Source organism: Paenibacillus thiaminolyticus, from assembly GCF_003591545.1.
Lineage (GTDB): Bacteria > Bacillota > Bacilli > Paenibacillales > Paenibacillaceae > Paenibacillus_B > Paenibacillus_B thiaminolyticus_A.
This window is the reverse complement of sequence record NZ_QYZD01000012.1, coordinates 113,289-136,224: the sequence shown is the minus strand read 5'-3', so window position 1 is coordinate 136,224 and position 22,936 is coordinate 113,289. Positions and strand designations below refer to the sequence as shown.

Here is a 22,936-nt window from a genome sequence, read left to right as displayed (position 1 = left end):
CATCAGACCGGTACATTCCATCGTTCGCGAATTCGTTCTGACCATTCATTTGGAGTCCACGACTCGGTATATGGAAAAGCGGCTTTCAGTTTGGTAAATTTGCGTCGCATAAAATATCCTTGTCCTGGCGGCAGCATCTTCGTTCCGGAGCTGCCGCTGTTCGATTCGGCGATCGGCAAGCGCAGGAAAGACAGGTCGTTCGCGTCAATCGTTCCGAACAGGAATCCCGATTGGGATGCCTTCACATCGTTGAACCAATCGACGCCGAAGGTCGGGAATTCCGATGGAACTCCCGCCAGCACGACATGGACGTTCCGGTCCCGGCCCTGCCGCACGATGGCAGACAGCTGATCCTTTACAGAAAAATCAGTCAACTGTTTGCATAAATCATCGGCATCGTCCATCACGAGCAAGAGGGCCGGTTCATGCGCTTCCTTCGTCCGGTTCTGTACTTGATCATATATCATCTGCACGAGGAATGGAATCTCTTCTTCTCGCACAGCGACTCCTTTGACATGAGGAAGACCGAACAATCGGCTGATTCCTTCCCCGCCGAACCGGGTATCGACCGTATAGATATGAAGCCGCTCCGGCGAGACATGATAAGCCAACGACAGCATCCAGCTCGACAGGAATGACGTCTTGCCGCACTCCATCGGACTGGCTACCAAGAAATGAGGCCCTTCCTTCAAATCGATCAGGAACGGCTCCAGATCGTCCGAACGGAGGCCGACCGGCACCCGGTACAAGCCTTCGCCGCCGTCCTGAGCACATCTTCCCGGCTCCTGGAGCAGCTCCGGCAGCCGGATCAGCTCCGGAAGCGGCCGGATCGGCGGTGCTTCCTTCCCGTTCCACGCCTCCTTAATCGATTTCATCTCGACGCGAAGCCGCAGGCTCCGCTCGGTCTCGTCCAACCCGCTGGACGGCAGCGCCGTCTGGAATTCAAGCGGCGGCACCGCCCCCTTTACCAGCCCGCGCCCCGGCGGAAGCTGCGCCGGCGCCCTCGTCGGCCGTCCGACCGCGAAATAGTAGTCGCTCGGATCGGCAAGCTCGAACGACACCGCCTGCGGAATATTGCTGCGCACCTTCTCGAAAATATCGGTTACGCGGTTCGCCGTTATCACGAAAGTGATGGCGAGACTTCCGCCCTCGCGCAGCAAATACTCCAGCAGTTCATTCTCCTCCGGATAGGTCGTCCGGAAGTTCAAGTATCCGTCAATGACGACGACGATGTGCGGCACCTGTTCGTTGGCCGCTCTCCGGTAGGAGGCGATCGTCTTGACTCCCGCTTCCGATATCCTTTCTTTGCGCTCGGCCAACTGCTGCCCCAGGTAACGGAACAGCCGCTCGATGCGGTCTTCCTCCTCCGCCAGCATGACCGAACCGATCTGAGGCAATTGGGCGACATTCTTCATCATCCGCCCCATATCCACGACATAGCCATGCCACCGCTCCGGCGTGAATTGCTTCGCAAGCGACATCAGCAAGGACTGGACGAAGGTCGTCTTCCCTGTGCCCGGCATGCCGTATACGGCAAGATGTCCCTGCTCCATGCTCATATGGAGCGGCTCCTGCCGCTGCTGCATCAGATCATCGACCAAGCCTATCGCAGCACGGAGTTCGGTCTCCGGCTGCTCCCCTTGCCATGGTCCTGCCGGTTCTTCCCGGCGCAGCGCCAGAACCTCATCCAATTCCAGATGCTCCGGGAGCGGCGGGAGCCAAGGGCCCGGAAGCCGCTCAATCCCCTCGCGGCGGGCCGTCTTGGCCACATGGTCGATGAATACTTGAAGCTGCTTCGGCGGTTCCTTCTCCATCAGCGCGGAGGAGAGTTCCTCTCCGGTCAGCAGCGGTTCCCGCTTGCCATTCAGCCGGACCTCATAAATCTGGACAGGCGAGGCCTCTTCATCCTGGCGCTTCTCCAGATAGGGCGCCCCGCTCCAGGCGAACTGCATCTCCTCGAACACTTCATCACTGCCAACCTGGAAGTAGCCTCTCCCGGGATTGGTAATCCAGGCGGCATTCGGTATTTTGAGCATATCCCGGCTGTCCCCTTCACTCTGAACCCGCAGGCAGATGCGGAAGCGGGTATTGCTCCATATTTTCTCGTCAACGACGCCTGCCGGCTTCTGCGTTGCCAGAATGAGGTGGACACCGAGTGTCCGGCCGATCGTGGCGATGCTGATCAGCTCATCCATGAACTCCGGCTGATCCTTCTTCAATTGAGCGAATTCATCGATAATGATGACCAAATGCGGAAGCGGATGCTCCGCCCGCCGGTCCGATCGGTAATATTCATCGATATGCTGCAGATTCCCGGCATCATTCAAGATGCGCTGCCGGCGGATCAGCTCCGCCCGGAGCGACACCTTGGCCCGCTCGATCAAGCTGTCATCCAGATTCGTTATCGTGCCTACGACATGCGGCAGATCGACGAACGTGTTCGACATGCCGCCACCCTTGTAGTCAATCAGCATGAACGCAAGCTCATGAGGATGGAACTCGGCCGCAAGCGAAGCGATGAGCGACTGGATGACTTCGCTCTTCCCCGAACCGGTCGTTCCCGCGATCAGGCCGTGCGGCCCATGTCCCTTACGCTCGATCTTGTCATGAAGATTGAGCATGATCTTCTTGCTTCCCGCGCGTACACCGACCGGAACCGGCAGCGTATCGGGATAGCGGTTCTTCCGCCAGCGCGAAGCTGCGTCCAGTTGGCCGATCTCCTTCACGCCCAGCATCTCGAACAGCGTCAGCACGATAGGAATGTCAGACGCGGCCGAACGCTTCAGGCGGATTGGCGCCATATAGCGGGCCAACGTGTCCATCCCTTCCAGAGACATAAGATCGGCGGAAAAGGCATGCCGAACGATGCCTTCTTCTTCCGTCTTATGTGTATAGGTTTCTTGGGATTCGCCCACTTCCACGATAAGCTGGCACTGCATCGGCAGGCGCTCCCTGCTCTCCGAGAGCACAATCGTGCAGGCGTCGATTCGGCCAGCATCCTCCAAAAGAAGCGGATACAGCGGCTCCTCTTCCACCAGCTGCGTATCGGACAGCAGGACGACATAACAAGGAAGATGCTGCTTCTTATGACCGGATGTCTGGAAGCTCTTCCTCCGGTTCAGCAGGCTGAACAGCTGGTCCGCCAACTGATGCGCACCGCTGCGTCGATCCGCCAAATACCGCTGCGTCCGTTCGTCATCCCACGTATGCGGCAGCCATCGCAGCCAGCTCCATTCCTCGGCTTCACGCTCGTCATAGAAGGCGGCCAGCTTCACTTCATCCGGGGAATGCCGGGTGGACAGCTGCGCCGTGATGACGCGGATCGCATTCATTACCGCTTCCCGGCCGCCGACGATGCCGATGACCTTGGCTGGGTACAAGGGGAGCGCGATAGGCGCATGCTCCACCCGCTTGAACTCTTCCGCGACTTCGCGGGCAGCGTCAATCAACGGATCGCGCTCATAGCCGTCCACGCGCGGCACTTCAATATCCATATAGAATGGCACCATGCCGGTGCCGATTCGCACATGCATGAAATCGTCATCCGCCGGACCGCGCTCCCACAGATTGCTGCTCCGGTTCTTGACGATCTGATAGCATACTTCAGGATCGCCATGGATCGCCTGCATGGCCTCCAATTGCTCCCTTGTCTTCTCCTGCAGTTCTTCCCGATGCTTATCCAATTGGGTGCGATACATCCGATCGCGTTCCACCTTGCGGCGCTCGTACACCTTCTTATTGTTCAAATACATAAAAAATGGAAGAGTATACGACGTCAGCATCATAAAAATGGTCAACATCTGGAACATCATATAATTGCTGTTGCCCATCTTGCCTGACATTGACATATATATGTAAAAACCGACACTGACCAACGTCATAATAATCGGAATGATAATCGTAATAATCGAAAATGTAGGACGGGTCGGTTCCGCTGGCGGGCGCAAAATCTCAAGCTTGTCCCTGCGCAGCGTCGGCTTGATTCTAGGTGATCTCTGGTACAGTACGTTCACGGCGAACAACTCCTCGTCTGAATCGCTACTTATTCGCTACCCTGTCCTTCTCTGGTTGAAACAGCATTCGTCTGCCGTATGAAGGAAGCGAATCGGTTGTCGTGGAGTAAGCCCGTTGGATGCGGATATGCGCGCCTTCGCGCAGCCCGGCTTCCGCAAGCCGATGTTGTTCCTGTACTACGAACCACAACCCTTCCGGTTGCTTCGCTTCGAGTATATATTGCACATCATTGCGCGGCGGCTCGCCGAACAATTTCAATCGGAGAATAGCTTTCAGCTGCAGTCCCGTGCAATCCTCCGACACATCAATGTCGAACCACTCCTGGCCCTGCCTTCCTGAAGATACGGTCAGCATCATCGCAAGCGCCCTCCTCTTCCCATGCGGATTCGAGCCGCTCCGGCTCTACCTGTCGTCTCATTTCACTCTACACCCGCAGGGGGAGAGCGGTCAATCCGGGACGATGCGGCGCCGATTGCGGGGGACCGGACAGCACTGCTTCTACGACAGACTAGTATACATGATAATACCATATCCGTACTTAGTATATATTGGAATTGCCCAGTTGTAATGAGCCATAAGAACGGAATTCGTCCCAGAGTTCCAAAAAGAATGCCAGCGCCACCCGGGTCTAACCTTTGCTAATTTCTGGAATAATCTGACTGACTAGGCTGGAACCGGTCCTATGCAGATTCCGGGTTCCTACTCAATCCTTTCAGGTTCCCGCCCAAGCCTGCTTAGGTTCGCTATCCCAACAAGTCAGGTTCTTTGTTCTGGTTCAGACTCTTCGACTTGCAAGGCCAGACCGCTTCTTGTCATCGTCCTTCCAATTGACTAAACCGGATCACTTCTTATTTTCATTCCCCGGAATGGTCAATCGACTCCTCCATATCTCTTATTCCTTCTCACGCTAACTCAGTTCGTTCCTTCTTATGTTCGCTCTCCCGATCAATCAGTTCATCACTTCTTATCTTCACTATCCCAATCAATCAGTATTTCACTTCTTATCTTCGCTATCCCAATGAATCAGTACGTCACTTCTTATGTTCGCTATCCCAATCCGTCAATCTGTCACTTCTTATGTTCCGCTATCCCAGTACGTCAGTCCGCCACTTCTTTTGTTCCGGTATCCCAATCGGTCAGCTCGCCACTTCTTTTGTTCCGCTATCCCAATCGGTTTGTCGGCCACTTCCTATCTTCACTATCCCAATCAATCAGTCCATTCCTACCTTATCATTACTATCCCATTCGGTCAGTTTAGCAGCAGTCCTTCTTCTTCACTCTCCCCGTCGTTCAGAACGCTTCTCACTTCATTAGCCCTAATATATAACAATTTACTATTCCACCATTCGATTTCCTCCTAAATCGCACAGGAGTCTCGTCCTTTCCTTCTCCTTGAACCGGGGCATGAATAAAGTGCAACATCGGCTTACTGACTAGATGGGAGACTGCGCAAAAGAAGTTTCCATTCCTACTCTTCTGACGCTTTGGGATATTGGACAAAGGAGTTGCCATTCATACTCTTCCTGACGAGTTGGCAGATTGGACAAAAGGAGTTACCACTCCATACTCTTCCTGACAAGTTGGGAGATTGGACAAAGGAGTTACTACTCCATACGCTTCCTGACGGGTTGGGAGATTGGAAAAAAGGAGCTACCATTCCATACTCCTCCTGAGGAGTTGGGAGATTGGACAAAAGAACTTACCGCTCCATACTCTTCCTTACGAGTTGGGATATTGGACAAGCTCAAAAAGCCCCCGCCTCGCGGAAGCCCAAGCAGCGATTATTCCCATTTCATCCATTGCGCCCGATTGTTTTCTTTCGTGCCGATGCCTTTTTGCAGCAGCGCATTCGGCACCATCGAGTTGTACGTCCGGATGCTGCGGTTCAGTTCCTCGAGGGCCTGGTCCACGGGCTCGCTTCCAAGCTCCTCCATCTGATGCAGCAGCTGTTCAAGCTGGCTTCGAATCTTTTTTTGAAGCTCTAGCCAGGAAGGGAGCACATGCGCTTCCTTCATGACGCTCTGGAGAGCATCCCCGCTTGCCACATCCAGCGGCCCTTCCCCTTGCCGGGCAGTTCGTCCATGCCGCCCGACTTCACGTAATTCGAGAAAATCTCATCCATCCAGTCTCCATGCCGCTCACTCATGCCCGTTCCTCCACTGCTCTGCTTCCGATCCGCTATGCCGCTCCGGCTTCACTGCCGAAGCCAAGGGCCTAGCCAGACAAGCATCTCATACATATGCTGCTCCGCTCAGGATATCCTCCCGCATGTGTGCCAGAATGGCCTGCTCCTGATCGCTCCATTCCTCCGGCCGCTTGCTCGTCCGGTGGTACAGATACGAATAGATGGTTCGATAACGGAGGAAAAAGGGAATCCGGCCCCATTCCTCAGCAGGCAGCTTGTCCGCCTCCGCATACCCGGCCCCAAAAGCGTCCAAAAAACGGGATACGAAGGCTGGCCGTTCCTCCCGGTTCCACACACTCATTGACGCCGCTTGCGCGGCAATCGCGATATCATACGCGTACCAGTGGCGCATGCTGTCACCGAAGTCCAACACCGCCAACCTGTCTCCAACCCGCAACAGGTTGCCCGGATGAAGATCGTGATGGATGAGGCCGTAGCGTTCGGTATCCTTAGGGAAGCGCTGCGCCTCCTGCACACACTCGAGCCACAGATCCCAGACGGGCGCATCTCCATCAAGGCGTCCGCTTCCGGCAGGAGCCAGCGTTCCGGCAGGAGCTATCGCTTCCCGGACGAGCCGGTCGTCCGTCCAATCCAGGAACGGCGGGGTCCAAGCGGCCGTATAGTGCCGTGCCGCCCGGCGCAGCGTTCCCATCGCTTCCCCCCATTGGCGGAAAAGCCGTTCGTTCCACTGCTCCGGATCCCTCGGATGAATGGAAGCCCCATTCAGCTTCTTCGTAACGACGGCGAAGCATTCCCCATCCAGCCTGGCCGTCAGTCCCCCGTCCTTCGCCGGCACCGGATCCGGCACCAGCAGGCCGGCTTCCATCGCCTTCTTCATCCAGGCAAGCTCGGCCTCCACGAAGGACGGGTCTTCGCGATCGAACCGGCAGCATTTGATGACCATAGCTCCGTCTGACGTTTCGAAGACATGGTTATAGTACCCTCCGAGCAATCTTGAGCCTCGGGCATCGATGCCGTAAGCCTCTTCAATAGCGGACAGCAAACTTTGTATCAACGCCCCACTCTCCCTTCCCCCAACCTCAATTTTATGGTCAATAATCGCCCGTCGCCCATCGAGTCTGAGCATCCAACGATACCTATCCGGCTAATCCGACGATTTTGAACGCGGATGCCGCTGTAATCGGGCAAGGATATCAGGCGTAATGGCTACGCCTATCGATTGCAGCGCCAAGACGATTGCCCCAGCCACGGGGGACAGCGCCGGCTCGATGACCCGGAAGCGCTTTCGACCGCACGCGGGCGTGGACGCGGCCGCCTGCTGCAGTCGTTCGGCGACGATTCGGCGGATATACGGATCCCGAATGACACTGCCTACGAACGCGACGGACAGGGTTTCCTCGCTGAAGCGCGAGCCGACGATGCGAATCCCTACTTCGAGCGCTGAGGCAGCCTCGTCGCAGACGAGCCGGGCCAGCGGGACACCGGCCCCTGCTGCTCTCGTAACATAAGGCGCCATCTCGCCAAAGCGCCGCATTCGTTCATGCTCGTCGCGGACGAAGCCGCGGGCTCCCATCTCGCTCAGTTCATCAACGCTCGCGGCACCCCAGTAACGGAGGATCTCGCCTACCCAAGCCTGATCCGCCTCAGACGCGTAGCCGGCAATGATTTTGTACACCGCTTCATAGGATAAAAATCGGGCGGCCGTCGCATAGTGATGAAAATCCTGATTGCGCACGATGCGGCCCGCCTCATTCACCCCGAACACGACGGAACCGGTTCCGGCCACAGCCATAATTCCCGGCTCTCCGAGAAAAGCTCCCGCATGCGCTGTCATCCCGTCATTGAGATGCCGTCACACGATTGAAGCGGTTGCAGCGCCGAATGCGTCGGTGAATTCCTCGGCCCATGCCATATCTTGCTCCAATTCGAGACCGGCCAGGCCGGCGCACAGAGCGGCAATTCGGGGCGCGGCCGGAACGTGCCGCCGCCTCCTGCAGCGCATCTCTGACATGCTGCTTCGCCTGGACATCCTTGTTCGGATTGCAGCAGCCGGTCTCGGCATAAGCGATGACCGTGCCATCCAAGGAAGCCATCATAACCCGCGTCGTCGTTCCCCCACCATCGATGCCGATGACGATGTTGCCCATTCATGCATCCCCCATATTCAAATGATGAAGCGGCAGGACCGCTTATTTGGCCAAATAGCCACGCTCGACCGCCTGCTGGACCAGCTTTTCCGCGAACCTGCCCAACTGCTGCGATCCTTCCTTGATTCCGCCGATGCGGGCCACAACCCGATCGCTGGTGACGCCATGCTCCTGCCATGATTTCCCTTCAGTCGTATAGTTATGAATCAGTGGCTGCAGCCGGTCCAGCGCTGCCGCATATTGAGCCTCCGGCGTCTGGCGCTGCTCGAATTCCATCCAGAGCTGCATCATCTCATTTTTCTGTTCCTCCGGCAGCATGCCGAACAGCCGCTTCGCAGCATTCGACTCCCTGGCGAATTTGTCTTCATGCCCCTGCGCATCATAGGCGAACGTGTCTCCGGCATCAATCTCCACGATATCGTGAATGATAAGCATCTTGAGCACGCGCAGCAGGTTCAGATTCCGTTCGTTGGCGTACTCGTGCAGCAGTATCGCCATCACTGTCAGATGCCACGTGTGCTCGGCGTCATTCTCGTGCCGGCTCCGATCCAGCAGATACGATTGCCGGAAGACCGATTTCAATTTATCCACTTCTTTGATGAACTCGATATGCATTTCCAGTCTATCCTGCATGGATGCCATGATCGTCCAGTCTCCTTCCAGCCTGTATTTCCCCTAAAGAGCGGTTCACGTCCGCGATCCGCCCCTTGGGATCGGTTAGCCCCCGTCAGTGCTCCGCAGCGCGCTTACCGTTCCTCCCGATGAATGACAGCGACGCTGGTCTGGCGGTTATTGAACGGATCATAGCCGTTCAGTATGCGGCCATGAATGATGCCGTATCGGTCCAGACGCCGATGCAGCCACACTTCCGGCTCTTCGTAAGCTCCGGTCTTCAGCAGAAGCAGTTTGCCTTGCGGTGCCACATGATGCTCCAACAGGAAATGAATATACTCCTCTTCGTATTTCTCCGGTATAATATCGAGCATCGTCGCCACATAATCGAACTGCCGCTCCGGTATCCAGGCGAAGGCGTTACCGACATAGAAATGATCCGCGTAGGCGGGCAGACGTTCCTTCGCCAGTTCAATCAGCTTCTCGGAAATATCGAGCCCGTAAGGATCGATTGCAATGCCGCGCTCGTTCGTCCATTCGATGACAGACTCCAGCAAATAACCGTTGGCGCACCCGATATCCAGGAAGGATCCGGAATGCTCGACGGCATCGGCTAGCGGCTTGCGCAGCACCTTCCAGCGCTGTTCCGGTCCTGACATACCCGATTGCTTCCAAGGTTCATCCGTACCGTATGACAAATAAGCCGTTTCGGTATCCAACTTCACTTGCTCGCACCATTGCTCCAATTCTTCGGGAATCGCTCTGTAGGGCATATGCAGTCCTCCTCTAATTAAAATAATGGCGGCTGCGCCTCGCATAGATCCATAATGGCCGGATAAGGAGCAGCCGCCCAACCTGTACGACGGACAATGTATCTTTTCTTGACAAGAAGCATCGCATATTTCATCCCTCGGCGTCAACTGACGCCCTGCTGCCGTTCGCTGAGGTGAGTCGGAAAGGGCAAACGGCGGCAAAGCGGAACAAGGCGATAACAGGGAACGAGAAGAGATGAGAAGGGTAGATTCCTCGCTCCGATAGGCATGAGCGGGAAGCGGCAGCGGTCTAAGGCGCATCGCAAGCCAATGCGATTGAAGCGGCAGATGGCCGTTCGGAGCCGGCCGCTGCGGTGAAGTCCGGGCCGAGACTCGAGCGGCAAGGCTAGGCCTTACCGTAAGCGCGGAATGATATAGCCGATCTGAAGGGATGAATCCGGCCTTCAGGAAGAAGGCTTCGGCTTCGGGAACAGAGATGAGAATAAGGGATACTTCATCGCTCAGCTTCCGCTTCAGCCGTTCCAGCAGTGTCTTCCCGACGCCCTGCTTCTGGTACGAGCGGTCAACGGCCAGGTCGGACAAATAACAGCAATAGGAGAAATCGGACACCGCTCTGGCGACGCCGACCATCTCCTGCCCCGCCCAGGCCGTAATCAGCGGACCGCTGTGATCGATCATCCTCTGTATCCGCGGGAGATCGTGGAACGGTCTGCGAATTCCCGAGTTCTAGAACACGCGTTCGACATCAGCCGCCGCGACCCGCTTCGTGTCTTTGTATTGAATAACCATTCGTTATCCTCTCCTCATCTGAATGGTCATCGCCGCTCCGCTGCCGGACGGATCCATGCGGCCGACAATCTCAACCCTCAACCGCGGCCGCGCTTTCCGGCAGCCGTTCCCGGCGCTCTTGCTCCCGCACCTCGGCGAGGAATTCGCGCACAGCCTCACGATACCCTTCCGGATCAGTGGGATAGGCTCCCGCATGCACCGCGTCATCGACGATATGCAGCCGCCGGATGCCCTTCGTCTTCGCGTGATACAATTCTACGCTCATCGAGGTGGGCACGAAATCGTCCTTGCCGCCATGGATGAGCAGCAGCGGAACTTCCTGCTCCCGAATCCGTTCTACAGGCTTGACGTCGCGCATGGAGAAGGCCGCCCTGCGCCGCAGCCTCCGTTCTAGCATGCCCATAAAAGGAAAAATCGGCACCCGGTTCAAATCCTTCAGTTGGTATCTAATCAGCCTCTCCAGATCCGAGTATGGACAATCGGCAATGATGAAGCGGATTCCCGGGTCCATCCCGGCATGCATCAGCACGGTGCCCCCGCCCATGGATTGCCCGTGCAGGCCGATATAGGCGTCCTCGCCTACACGGTGCCGGACCCATTCGATCCAGGCGTCAAGATCTTCCCGTTCATAGAAGCCATAGGTTGCGTAACGCCCTTCGCTCCGTCCGTGACTGCGCTGGTCGATAAGCAGCACATTGAAGCCTTCGTCTGCGAACAACGGGATGAATTGGGACGAAAAGCCGTGGCTCGCCGTATACCCGTGCACGATAATGACAACCTTCCGGCCGCCGGGATGCGGCTCGATATAATATCCCCGCAGCCGGAACCCGTCCTTCGATAAGATGGAGGCTTCCTCCTTCGGCAGCGCTTCGAAGTCGGCCCTTGACATCAATCCCATGCCTTCCACCATGGCGAACGCATCTTCGGGAAGCGAGCGCTTGCCCAGGATCATGCGCCGGAACACATGGCTTCCCAGCAGATTCGCACTTACGATAACGATGAACAAGATGCATCCCGCTACTACATAACTCCACATACAATCATCCCTTTTTCTGCAACGATATCATGATGAACTTGCTACAATACCATGCGGAGCGCCGTTACTGCCGTTCGAAACGGACATAGCGGGCTCCCCGCACCAACAACCGCCCGGCCTCCCCTTCCTCCAGCCGGTGGAATTCACCGCGGCTTACCTTGTACTCTACGCACTCTCCGTCTTCCAGGCGAAATGCGACGTAATGGACAGCCAGCGAATGATGATGAACATACCCGTCATGATGCATGCGTTCGTGGCGCAGCTCCATCCGCTTGCCCGCGACGGCAGAAGCTGCCGAACGAACCGGCTGGCAGCAATGATGAAGCCACTGCACGGTCCCCCGCAGCACGGCGTAAGCGATAATGCCGACGGCCAGGAACAGCAGCAGCCGGAAAAAGGGACCGATGAAGCCATCGGCCGGAATTAGGGATAAGGTGTTCATCTTCTCCCCCCGCTTGCATAATGTAAATCTCATTCATGACGGATTACCTTTACTCCATATTATAACCGGAGCACGGTGGCTATGAGCAACCTGTTTTTCCACTTATGCCCAGGTTAAAGTGGAAAATACCGTCCTTGCCGACGCCAGGTTAATCTCTCTTTAGAGTGCAATCCAATATTTGCAGATGCCGTCTGCAGTCCCGGCCAAGCGGCCGCCGTTCTTCTCCATGACTCGCCTCGAAGCCGTATTGTCTTCGTCGCAGGTAAGGAGCACTTCCCTCAGGCCAATACGTCTCGCCTCGGCGAGCAGCAGACGCAGCATGACCGTGCCGTATCCCCGCCGGCGCGCTTCGGGACGAATCGCGTACCCGATATGGCCGCCCCGCTCCCGCAGCGCATCAGTCAGCGCATGCCGAAGCTTGCCGATGCCGACCGGCCAGCCTTGGACATACAGCCAATACACGTTCTGGGGAACGAAATGCGCGGGGAGGCGGCGCCCTTGCGACATCTGTAGGTAGGATTTCAGATAGGATCGGAACTGTGTCGGGCGAATGCCGTATCCGCTGTTGGAGAATCCGTTCTCCCCCGGCCCCATCTTCTGCAGCATCTCGTAAATATCGCTGCCGTCCGTCAGCGCCAGCGGCCGGAGCACAATGCCCGAAGCTTCCATGAACTGAGGATACAACCGCATGATGATCCGCATCGATTCGGAGTCTGGCACATACAGTCGGGTATCCCGCTGCAGCGGGATCGCTTCCGTTATGGTGCAGCCGTGCGCCAGCGCTTCGGACAGCGTCACTCCCTGCTCTATCTCACCCCAGCTCCCGATCGGGATAGACAGCAGCGCCGCGACATCATCCCCAGGGGCGAGCGGCTCGGATTCATCCGCTTCGGCCGCATAGATGCCGTAATAGATGTAGGGACCGACAGGCAGACCCGGCTTATACGGCTGATCCGGCGCCGGATTCGTTGCGCGCTGAAGCAGGAACGGCGCCAACTCGTCGCGCACTGTCACCGGGCGTATTACACCAGTGTCCATGTCATGAAAATACGTTACTGGCGAGGACCTCAACCGCACCCGGTCGGTTGCCAGCTCCTCCCTCGCTTCCCGCAGCGCGCAGGCGGGCATCGTCTCGCCCGGCTCCTGACCGCCTCCGATGCCCCCGATGCGCAGGACCTGATCGGACATCGCAGCCTGGCCATCCCCGGCATCCATGTCCGTATTGAGCGTCATGACGACGCGCTCCTCCCGGACGAGGATGACACCGGCGCAGAACGGTTGATTGAACGTTAGCGCTTCGATATGGAGAGGCTCCTCCATCAGGATAGGCATCGTCCGTCCCCCCTTAGCCGCAGCATGTTTTAATTCACGAAGGTCGCCTTGACGCGCTTCGATCGGATGAAATAGATGATCCAGATGACGCTGAAGATGGAGCTCCGCACCAGAGGTTTGAGCGCTTCCAGGCTATCAGCGTCCTGTCCCCCCGGAACCAGACTGGCCAAAGAATAGTCGGCAAAGGACGATAAAATGTTCCATATGTATAAGACGATAATCATCGTCGGCAGCAGCTTCTTTTTCCGATAGAACAGGGTTAGCACCATAAGCAGCAGCATCAATGTCAATAGATTGGCTACCGTCTCGAAAATAATAAGCACCGACCACATCGAGTGATAGTATTCCGATTCAGGCGTCGTGAGCAGACTCCATGTATTTGATTGGTAGATTGGAAAAATTTCTGAAAACAGCAAGTTGAGAATCATGATGAACAACAACCACAGCCCGATCTGAACGACAATCAGCCAGCCCGACAGCCCTTGATAGGAGGACCCCAGCGGCTGAAGCGGGCGCGGCGGTTCGCCGGGAGACCCGGCGGGAGGATTTGCGTTCATTCCATTCCTTCCTTTCGTTCTTGAATAGGGGCTGGACCAGCAGTTCAGCCTTGTCTAGTCCAATCCGTACTGCTTCATTTTATAGTAGAGCGCGCCGCGGGATATCCGCAGCATTCGGGCCGCCTTGGCCTTGTTCCCGTTCGTCCGCTCGAGCGTCTCGGCGATGCGGGCGCGCTCCCACTCCCCAGAATGGACGCTGAGGGGAAGATCCGGCTCGGTTAATTCATTCAAGGTGGTTAAACGAGCATATTCCGGCAGTTGGGCGGACGTCACCGCGCCGGATCCGGCCGCGGCCGCCGCGGCGTATTCCATCGCGTTCCTCAGCTGCGACAGATTGCCCGGCCAATCGCAGGCAAATACCGCCGCCAGCGCGTCAGGCGCGAGCTCCGGAGCGGTGATGCCTGCCTTGGCGGCCACCTGGTGCAGGAAGACCCGGCACAGCTCCGGCAGGTCCTGCTTCCGCTCGCGCAGCGGCGGAACCGTATAGAGCTGGAAGGCGTACCGCAAGGAAGGCAGCAGGCGGTCCGACTCCTCTGCGGCGGCTTCGGGGCCGACGGAGCCGCAGATTCGGCACTGCAGCGGGACGGATGCCGTGCCGCCCAGCCGTTCGAAGCGGGACAGGCGCAGCATGGCCGCCACCTTTGCCTGCATCGACGGAGAAAGCGCGTCGATATCTCTCAGATAGAGCGTGCCGTCGGCCGCCAGATCCAGCTTCCCTGGCCGCTCTTCTCCTCCCTGATAGCCGAATAATTCGGCTTCCAGCATCCCTTCCGGAATGGTGCTGCAGCTGACCACCACGAACCGCCCGGAACGGTCGGCGCTCCGATGGAGCCATTCGGCCATCGAAGTGCGGCCGACTCCCCCCTCGCCTGCGAGCAACAGCGGCTGTCCGATGGAAAATGCCGTCTGCAGCCGCTGAAGCAAGGCGGAAGGGAAGACGGCTGGCAGCAGCGGCTGGCCTGCCGGATGATGATACATCTCCGCGCTTAATTTCACATAGGACGATACATCCCGCTCGATAGACAAGGCGCCAAGCGGGTTCCCCGCCTCATCCGTGATCGGGGCCGCGTTGATCATGACGTGCATCCCCGGCCGCGGCTCATGATAGACCTGATGGACCGCGCTGCCGCTGTCCATCACCTGAAAGAGCATAATCGATTCCCTCTGAAAAAAATCTCCTATTTTATGACCGATTATATCGGCGCCGTTGATTCCGTAGGTCTCTTCCGCCACCCGATTCCAGTACAGTACCGTTCCCTCGTTGTCAATGACGGTAACGGCGTCATTCATCGCGCCGAGCAGGACGCTCAGCACGGCTTCCATTACTCCTGACTGACTCATCGTTCATCTCCAAGCAATCAATTTTATTAGATTATGGCAAAACCTCAATCAGATTGCAATGAAAAAGCATTCATTCCCAAGCTTCCGTCCGGCCTAATTTCCATTCCATTGAAAAGAAAGTGTTTACATTCCCAGTCCTTTGTGATTATATTTAATCATAAATAGAATATGTGTCTGTTTTTTGAACACTTTTTCGTCAGAAGAAGGGAAGAGTCGCGGATGGAAAGCTTAATGAGAAATGGTCTATTATTTCTGTCGAAGAATCGCATGGCCAACCGCGCCGCGAAGAAATACGGACTGCGCTTCGGCGCCCGCCGCTTCGTCGCCGGCGAGCAGATTGCGGATGCCATCGCAGCCGTCCGGGAACTGAATGAAGCCGGCATCGTGGCGACCTTGGATCATCTGGGCGAATTCATTCTTACCGAGGAAGAGGCCCAGGAATCAACCCAATTCTGCATACGCACGCTTCAAGAGATAGAGAAGAGCGGCGTCCGCTCGAATCTCTCGCTGAAGATGACCCAGCTCGGACTGGATCTATCCCGTGAGCTGTGCATGCGCAACATGAGAGCCATCCTGGACACCGCCGCCGCTTGCGGCAATTTCGTCCGCATCGACATGGAGGATTATGCGCACAACGAAGCCTCCCTCGATATTTTCAGCGAGCTGCGTGAGGAATACGGCGATACGGTCGGCCTCGTCATTCAAGCTTATCTGTACAAGAGCGCCGACGATATCGACAACCTGCACCGGTTCCAGCCGAATCTGCGGCTCGTGAAGGGCGCCTACAAGGAATCGCCCGACGTCGCTTACCCGAATAAGGAAGACGTGGACCGCAACTTCCTTCACATCATCGAACAACACCTCAGAAATGGCGACTATGCCGCCATTGCCACCCATGACGATAAAATCATCCAGCATGTCAAGCAATTCGTAATCGAGCATAATATCCCGCGCAGCCAGTTCGAATTCCAGATGCTCTACGGCATTCGCAACCAGGCGCAGCGCGCTCTGGCCCATGAAGGCTATACGATGCGGATCTATGTCCCGTTCGGCAATGATTGGTACGGCTACTTCATGCGCCGCCTGGCGGAACGGCCAGCGAACGTCGGATTTGTGCTGAAGTCTCTTTTCAAGTCGTAGGAGTTATCTCATTTCATATTCATATATAGGAGGCATTATTATGACGATGGTGGATTACCGCAATGAGCCGTTTACCGATTTCAAGCAGGAGCATAACCGAGAAGCGATGCTCGGCGCGCTGGAGCGCGTCCGCGCCCAACTGGGGCGCACCTACCCGCTCAAGATCAACGGTCAGGAGATCGCAACCGACAGGCGCTCCGCTTCTATAAATCCCGGGCAACTGAAGCAGGTTGTCGGCTACGTCGCCCAGGCCGATGCCAATCTGGCCCATCAAGCGATTGCCGCTGCGGATGCCGCCTTCCGGGATTGGCAGCATGTCGATCCCGAGGTCCGGGCGGGCTACCTGTTCAAGGCGGCGGCCATTATCCGCCGGCGCAAGTTCGAGTTCTCCGCCTGGCTCGTCTATGAAGTCGGGAAGAACTGGGCCGAAGCGGATGCCGATGTCGCCGAGGCAATTGACTTCCTTGAATTCTATGGCCGGGAAATGATCCGGCTCGCGGGACCGCAGCCGTTAACTCCGCTGCCTGGCGAAGACAACCGGCTGACGTATATTCCGCTTGGCGTCGGCGTCGTCATCCCGCCATGGAACTTCCCGTTCGCCATCATGGCCGGCATGACCTGCGCTGCCCTCGTCGCGGGCAACACGGTCGTGCTCAAGCCGGCATCGACTTCACCGGTCATCGCCGCGCGATTCGTCGAGCTAATGGAAGAAGCCGGACTGCCGGCCGGTGTGCTCAACTTCGTACCCGGCTCAGGCAGCGAGATCGGCGACCTGCTCGTCGATCATCCGCGCACCCGCTTCATCTCGTTCACGGGCTCCCGTGATGTCGGCCTGCGGATTAACGAGCGGATCGCGCGTCCGGCGGCAGGACAGATCTGGATGAAGCGTCTCATCGCCGAGATGGGCGGCAAGGACGGCATCGTCGTGGACAACAGCGCCGATCCGGCCGAGGCAGCAGATGCGATTGTCGCGTCCGCCTTCGGCTTCCAGGGGCAGAAATGCTCCGCCGGCTCCCGTGCCATCATTCATCAGGATATCTATGAAGAAGTGCTCGGCCACATCATTGAGAAGACGAAGCAGTTGACTGTCGGCCTACCGGAAGAGAACGACCCGATCGGACCGGTAATCGATGAGAACGCCTACAACAAAATTCGGGAGTATATGGCGATCGGCGCGTCAGAAGGACGCCTCGTGGCCGGAGGAGAAATCGCCGAGGGAGACGGCTATTATTTGCAGCCGACGGTATTCGCGGATGTAATGCCGGACGCCCGCATCATGCTCGAGGAGATATTCGGCCCGGTGCTTGCCGTCTGCAAGGCGGAAAATTTCAAGCAGGGAATCGATATTTTCAACAACACCGAATACGGGCTGACCGGCTCGGTATTCAGCCGGAACCGCGAGCATCTGGAGTATGCCCGCCGCCATATGCACTGCGGCAATCTGTACTTCAACCGCAAATGCACCGGCGCGCTCGTCGGGGTGCACCCGTTCGGCGGCTTCAATATGTCGGGCACCGACTCCAAGGCGGGCGGACGCGATTATTTGCTCTTGTTCACGCAAGCGAAGCTCGTATCGGAGAAATGGTAAAATGAACAACGGCTTTTCCGCCTCTGCGGAAAAGCCGTTGCTTTGCGTTGGCATATCGGCAGTTAGTATATAGACAGTCGGCAAATAATCAATGAAAGTGGACCATCCGCGCGGACGTTATCCGCCAGTTCCCTTGCTGATCCGGGTTCCCGCCTTGCCTTCCAAGGCGAGATCGGCATTGCGAAGCGACGCGATAATGGCCGTCCCCCCGCTTTCGGCAAAATTGACGGCTGCATTCATTTTAGGTTCCATGCTGCCTTTGCCGAATTGTCCCGCGGACAAATAGCGTGTCGCGTCCTCGATAGAAACCACGCCAAGGGCTTGCTGCTCCGGTTCGCCGAAGTTAATGTACACCTGTTCCACATCGGTTAACATAATGAACGTATCCGCGCCGATCTCCTTGGCGAGCAGGCTGCCGGTACGATCCTTATCAATTACCGCATCCACGCCTTCCAGCGTCCCGTCCGCAGTCCGTACAACCGGTATGCCTCCCCCGCCCGCCGCGATAACGATGTGGTTCGCATCAAGCAATTGCCGCATAACCTGACTGCCGATAATGCGGCGCGGAGAAGGAGAGGGAACGACACGGCGCCAGCCGCGGTTGGAATCCTCCTTCACGCTCCATCCCTTCTCTGCAGCGAGCCGTTCGGCTTCTTCCTTATTGTAGAACGAACCAATAGGCTTACTAGGCCGCTCGAAAGCATCGTCGTCCGGGGACACCTCCACGGATGTCACAAGACAGACGACCTGCCGCTCGATCCCCTGCCTCGTGAATTCGTTCAGTAACGATTGTTGAATCATATAGCCGATAAATCCCTGGCTCTCGGCGCTGCATACATGCAGCGGCAGCATAGGCACTGAATCCTTGGCCATTTCGTTCTGCAGCAAAATATGCCCTACTTGCGGACCGTTGCCGTGAGTAAGTAAAACACGATAACCTTTGTTGACGATATTCGAAATGGTAGTGCAGCACATCCGGATATTTTGCAGTTGTGTCTCGTAAGTTGCGGTTTGATTAGCCTGCAAAATCGCGTTGCCGCCGAGCGCAATCAGCACGGTCTTCATCAAGGCGATACCTCCTTTTCTAGTTCGGCAATCATGCAGTATATGCCAAGAGCGGTATCAATCCCCGACGTGCGGCCTGTGCCGATTAGCGACCACACGGCTCTGGCCACATCGGTTGGCATCTGGCAACAGAGTGCATTCAGCACCTCCAGAATGCGGCTTCCGAATTGTCCGCTCACAGCGTAATGAAGATACTCCAGGCTAACATCGGTCGTCAGATCTTGATGCTGCGCCAAGCGCTCAGCCAGCTTGGACAGAACGAGCGCAGATACTTGGCCGGTATACATCCCGGCGCCTAAAGCCCCAATCAGAAAGTCGTCGCCTGCCGGCGTCAGCCCCGAACCGTAACCGATTAGGGGCCGGACGGCCTGCCACTGGAGAGACGGATATGTCCGGCAGGCAATCAATGCCCGCCCCAATTCAGTCTGATCGGTTTCTTTGCGCAAAATGTCCATGACCTCAACGGCGCTCATGCCAAATCCCGTGATCCCGGAATACATGCGCAGCAAGGCAGCGAACCGCCGGAAATTGGCGGACAGTATTCCAGAGCCGGCCGGAGAGCCGCTCAGCAAGCTGCAGAACACCGAGGCGTTGTCCAGACGCACTGCGGCATTCCGTTCGCCTAGCCATAATGCGCCTGGGCGTATCTCCACAACCATCCTGTCTCCGGGACGAATGCGGCAACCGATTCGCTCGACGGATTCGCGGTCAACATGAACTGCAAAGGGCAAATAACCATTCTGAGCGGTACCTATAAATAAAAGCCGCCGTCCTATTCGAATGTTCATTCCGTTCCGAAAGCTGCTATGTACCGTTCCGCATCGACTCTCCCGGACAAGCCCAGGGATATTCGAACTGTATGCCTCCCCTTGGACGACCAGCATAGGTCAGTCTGCAATGCCCATAGCTTCGGCCAGAGCGATCAGCGCCTTCTCGAAGCAGGCGAGCGGCGCGTTGACCGTGCCGGCCCCAACCTGACCGATCCCTGCTTCTTTATGGGCGATGCCCGTATTTATGACCGGCGTGATCCCCGTCTCAATCACTTTGCGGATGTCGATGCCCAGGCAGATTCCTTGGAAATTCCATGTAGGGACAGTGAGATTGCTGTTCCGGTCGAAGCAGATTTCCGCCATTTCGTTGCTGATAGCCAATGCGTCATCGAATCCGCCGGCGCCGACGAAGCGGGTGACCCCCGGTGCGGCAATCATAGCCATGGCGCCGACCCCGAACGTCTCCGTGATGGCGCTATCCCCGATATCCGGGTTGGCATCCTCTTGCGAATAGCCGGTAAAGAACAATCCTTGCGGCGTATTGACCGGCGCGGTAAACCATTGATCGCCCAGTCCGCTCACCCGTATGCCGAAATCTTTGCCGTTGCGGGTCATGGCGGTGACGATCGTGCCGGCTTGAATGGTGCGCGCGCCATCCATGATTGCCTTGCAGGACGCCATCATCACGTTGAGAAAGAATTGGTCGGTATCCGCCAAAAATTTAATGATTGTTCGTTTGTCCGTCTCGGGCACATCGGTCGCCAATAAGAGCGGCGCCAGTTCTTTGAGCAGCAGAAGCGAAGCAGCGATGTTGCGTTGATGAAATTCGTCGCCCATCGTAATCGCCTTGGCGACGAGCACATTCAGATTGATGCCTCCGTCTGAAGCTTTCAAAGCTTGTGACATGCCAGGACCAAGGACGTCGCGAATCCAGCGGAGACGGCTGATCACCTCTTCACTATAGGCGCCGAAGCGCAGCACCTTGCCGATCCCTTCGTTCAGGTTGCAATAGGCGCGGTTGCCTTCCGTGCGATTCTCTACCACGAGGACAGGCATATTAGCCGATGTAATTCCGCCCATCGGGCCGACAGCGTTGACGTGGTGACAGGGGACGAATCGGATTTCCCCGCCTTCCAGCATTTTCTTGGCTTCATCCTCTGTCGCGGCCCAACCTTCGAAGAGCAGCGCGCCGATGCAGGAACCTTTCATCGGTCCGGTCATATCCGGCCAATCGATGGGCGGACCGGCATGAAGCAGCGTACGGCCGTTCAATTCTTCAATAACGGTTTTGGCGGGAACAACGTCGATCAGGAACGGCTGTGCGCTGGCTATTTTCTCGACTACCGCCCGGTTGGCTTCGTCAATCGTATTGTACATAGTACGTTCTCCTTACTAATCGTTATTTTAATTTGGACAAAATATTGGCTAGCTTTTTATTGCCTCCCGCTACCGGACGCCAGTCGAATTGAACGACTTTGCCTTCATACCGGTGGATCGTGTCCGCGAAGCTTGCAAGACCGAGATTGATCACGCGCGGCTTGCCGGACAACAGCTTGGCCGTCGCTTCCGGCACCGCAATCCCGTTGGGGGAACCGTGCCGTGCGCCCGCAGGCGAAGCGGAAAACGCTGGACTGGACGGCACCGATTTGCCGACGAGTTGCAGCGCCCGCTTGACAGCCTGTACGTTGCTATCCTCGACAATTATGCCGGCCTCTTCAAGCTTTCGTCTCTGCTCCCCGTAATTTTGCGGATCTTGATCCGTCCCGCAGACAGAGCACACGAAGTATACGGTTCGGCCTTCCCCGGAAGCGTGAACGAGTGCGTTCCGAATGGAAGGAATCAGTTCCCCGGCCATATCTTCATGGGAACCGTAACCTAATACGACATCGAACAAAATAACAGCCGTATCGGGATCTTTTGCCATCTTGCCGATCAATTCCTTGCGAGTAGACGGATCGATCATGGGATGCGGACGCCCTTTCGTGTAGATATCGTCACCCAAGTCGATAATTTCATGTCCTTGATCTTTGAAAATATAGCCGTCCTCATGCTTCAGCGAAGCCGGTATACCGAACGCCTCCCGTACGAGCATGGCGGCTTCTGTCGCCAGCGTGCCTCCCGAATACAAGCCTTTAATATAGGACTGTCCGGACTGCAATGCATGATCCCCTTCCACGCCGGTCCCTTGTGTGCCGGGGGATGCGGGCGTGCTCCCATAGGCGAGCTGAACGGCCATTACCGCCGTGTCCTCCAAAGTGTAAGCATAATGAACGTTGCCTTCCGGCTCCAACGGCTTCTCTCCCGTGAAGATGGCAACGGACGGCTTCGACAGAGACTGCAGGAACGCCGTCACTTTTTTCTTGACCTCAAGGGCGGGAGGCTTCGAAATCACGACGATCAACTCGGTATTCGCATCAGCCTCCAACGCAGCAATTCCGTCCAACATCGTCAAGGCGCCGATCGACTCGCTCAGGTCGCGCCCGCCAGTGCCGATGGCATGGCTAACCCCGCCGCCCAAGCGGTCGATAATGGTGGATACCTCCTGAATGCCGGTTCCGGATGCGCCGACGATACCGATGTTCCCCTTGCTGATTACATTCGCGAAGGCGATCGGAACTCCGGCCAATATCCCTGTCCCGCAGTCGGGCCCCATCACGAGCAACCCTTTCTCTTTCGCTTTCCGTTTCAGTGCCAGCTCATCCGCCTCAGACACGTTGTCGCTAAAAATAAAAACGTGGAGCCCTTTGTCCAACGCTTTATGTGCCTCGTCAGCGACATATTCGCCCGGAATAGACAAAAGCGCGAGATTGGCATCAGGCAGCAATTGCATGGCCCGGTCCCACGTGCGGACTTTGTCATAATCGTTTTTAGCGCCTGCCAGCGCTTGATTTTTCAGAAAAGAATCGATTTCATTCAACACTTCCGTCACTTTCTCCGTCTGCTCCGTATCGATTACGATACAGATATCATTGGGCTTGGCCCGCTCCAGCTCTGGTGTATACAAGCCGGTATTCCGGAATATATCCAGGTTGGCAGGGGTGCCCATCATGACCGAGATCCGGTTGATGCCTTCCATGGCAGATAGCTTGTTCGTAAGGAGCATTAAGCTGACGGAATCCTGATACACGTTTTCTTTAATAATGGTTTTAAGCACAACAATCTCCCTTTCCTGACCTTGACCCGG

Annotated in this window: 20 protein-coding genes; 2 read left to right on the top strand and 18 right to left on the bottom strand. The window is 56.6% G+C overall.

All coding sequences use genetic code 11. The features are described from left to right. Positions 1-2 precede the first annotated feature (2 nt). From essC to DQX05_RS14870, 14 genes are all read right to left on the bottom strand, one after another. Complete coding sequence (essC, locus tag DQX05_RS14935) at positions 3-4,013, bottom strand: type VII secretion protein EssC (RefSeq protein WP_119794360.1); 4,011 nt, start codon at positions 4,011-4,013, stop codon at positions 3-5. A gap of 25 nt (positions 4,014-4,038) precedes the next feature. Next, on the bottom strand, positions 4,039-4,371 hold the full coding sequence (locus DQX05_RS14930) for a hypothetical protein (protein ID WP_119794359.1): 333 nt from the start codon (positions 4,369-4,371) through the stop codon (positions 4,039-4,041). Positions 4,372-5,795: 1,424 nt separating this feature from the next. Next, entirely contained in the window at positions 5,796-6,059 is a 264-nt protein-coding gene (locus DQX05_RS14920) for a DUF1992 domain-containing protein (RefSeq protein WP_259392007.1), read from the bottom strand. Continuing rightward, positions 6,026-6,160 (bottom strand): hypothetical protein, encoded by a 135-nt coding sequence (locus tag DQX05_RS32130; RefSeq protein ID WP_259392006.1) that lies wholly within the window; start codon positions 6,158-6,160, stop codon positions 6,026-6,028. Before DQX05_RS32130 ends, DQX05_RS14920 begins: the two co-directional genes overlap by 34 nt. An 85-nt stretch (positions 6,161-6,245) precedes the next feature. Beyond that, positions 6,246-7,214 carry a phosphotransferase enzyme family protein gene (locus DQX05_RS14915; RefSeq protein WP_182914761.1) on the bottom strand — a complete coding sequence of 323 codons (969 nt, stop codon included), beginning with the start codon at positions 7,212-7,214 and terminating at the stop codon, positions 6,246-6,248. Between the two features lie 90 nt (positions 7,215-7,304). Continuing rightward, a complete protein-coding gene (locus DQX05_RS32125; protein WP_259392005.1) occupies positions 7,305-7,952 on the bottom strand; it encodes a hypothetical protein in 648 nt (215 codons plus the stop codon). Positions 7,953-7,998: 46 nt separating this feature from the next. Continuing rightward, positions 7,999-8,307: a hypothetical protein gene (locus tag DQX05_RS32120; protein WP_259392004.1), complete on the bottom strand. Its 309-nt coding sequence runs from the start codon at positions 8,305-8,307 to the stop codon at positions 7,999-8,001. Between the two features lie 42 nt (positions 8,308-8,349). Beyond that, positions 8,350-8,949 carry an HD domain-containing protein gene (locus tag DQX05_RS14905; protein ID WP_119794356.1) on the bottom strand — a complete coding sequence of 200 codons (600 nt, stop codon included), beginning with the start codon at positions 8,947-8,949 and terminating at the stop codon, positions 8,350-8,352. A gap of 104 nt (positions 8,950-9,053) precedes the next feature. Further along, positions 9,054-10,370 (bottom strand): GNAT family N-acetyltransferase, encoded by a 1,317-nt coding sequence (locus DQX05_RS32850; protein ID WP_310735670.1) that lies wholly within the window; start codon positions 10,368-10,370, stop codon positions 9,054-9,056. A 181-nt stretch (positions 10,371-10,551) separates the two neighbouring features. Further along, positions 10,552-11,517 (bottom strand): alpha/beta hydrolase, encoded by a 966-nt coding sequence (locus DQX05_RS14890; RefSeq protein ID WP_119794355.1) that lies wholly within the window; start codon positions 11,515-11,517, stop codon positions 10,552-10,554. A 64-nt stretch (positions 11,518-11,581) separates the two neighbouring features. Beyond that, complete coding sequence (locus tag DQX05_RS14885; RefSeq protein ID WP_182914760.1) at positions 11,582-11,959, bottom strand: DUF2500 domain-containing protein; 378 nt, start codon at positions 11,957-11,959, stop codon at positions 11,582-11,584. A 159-nt stretch (positions 11,960-12,118) separates the two neighbouring features. Further along, positions 12,119-13,291, bottom strand: a complete 1,173-nt coding sequence (locus DQX05_RS14880) for a GNAT family N-acetyltransferase (protein WP_119794353.1) — start codon at positions 13,289-13,291, stop codon at positions 12,119-12,121. A gap of 29 nt (positions 13,292-13,320) precedes the next feature. Beyond that, entirely contained in the window at positions 13,321-13,848 is a 528-nt protein-coding gene (locus DQX05_RS14875) for a DUF2569 domain-containing protein (RefSeq protein WP_119794352.1), read from the bottom strand. Between the two features lie 54 nt (positions 13,849-13,902). Then, on the bottom strand, positions 13,903-15,189 hold the full coding sequence (locus DQX05_RS14870; protein ID WP_259392003.1) for a sigma 54-interacting transcriptional regulator: 1,287 nt from the start codon (positions 15,187-15,189) through the stop codon (positions 13,903-13,905). A gap of 219 nt (positions 15,190-15,408) precedes the next feature. Between DQX05_RS14870 and DQX05_RS14865 the strand changes: the two genes are divergently transcribed. Both DQX05_RS14865 and pruA read left to right on the top strand, forming a co-directional pair. Continuing rightward, complete coding sequence (locus DQX05_RS14865) at positions 15,409-16,329, top strand: proline dehydrogenase family protein (protein WP_119794350.1); 921 nt, start codon at positions 15,409-15,411, stop codon at positions 16,327-16,329. A 40-nt stretch (positions 16,330-16,369) separates the two neighbouring features. Next, on the top strand, positions 16,370-17,917 hold the full coding sequence (pruA, locus tag DQX05_RS14860) for an L-glutamate gamma-semialdehyde dehydrogenase (protein ID WP_119794349.1): 1,548 nt from the start codon (positions 16,370-16,372) through the stop codon (positions 17,915-17,917). A 117-nt stretch (positions 17,918-18,034) separates the two neighbouring features. Here the strand turns inward: pruA and arcC are convergent, their stop codons facing one another. From arcC to fdrA, 4 genes are all read right to left on the bottom strand, one after another. Then, a complete protein-coding gene (gene arcC, locus DQX05_RS14855) occupies positions 18,035-18,982 on the bottom strand; it encodes a carbamate kinase (protein ID WP_220483181.1) in 948 nt (315 codons plus the stop codon). Next, complete coding sequence (locus tag DQX05_RS14850) at positions 18,982-19,635, bottom strand: oxamate carbamoyltransferase subunit AllH family protein (RefSeq protein ID WP_182914759.1); 654 nt, start codon at positions 19,633-19,635, stop codon at positions 18,982-18,984. Before DQX05_RS14850 ends, arcC begins: the two co-directional genes overlap by 1 nt. A gap of 234 nt (positions 19,636-19,869) precedes the next feature. Continuing rightward, a complete protein-coding gene (locus DQX05_RS14845; RefSeq protein ID WP_119794346.1) occupies positions 19,870-21,129 on the bottom strand; it encodes a YlbE family protein in 1,260 nt (419 codons plus the stop codon). A gap of 22 nt (positions 21,130-21,151) precedes the next feature. Next, the gene (fdrA, locus tag DQX05_RS14840) at positions 21,152-22,906 is read right to left on the bottom strand and encodes an acyl-CoA synthetase FdrA (protein ID WP_119794345.1); all 1,755 of its coding nucleotides are present in this window, start codon (positions 22,904-22,906) and stop codon (positions 21,152-21,154) included. Positions 22,907-22,936: the final 30 nt, after the last annotated feature.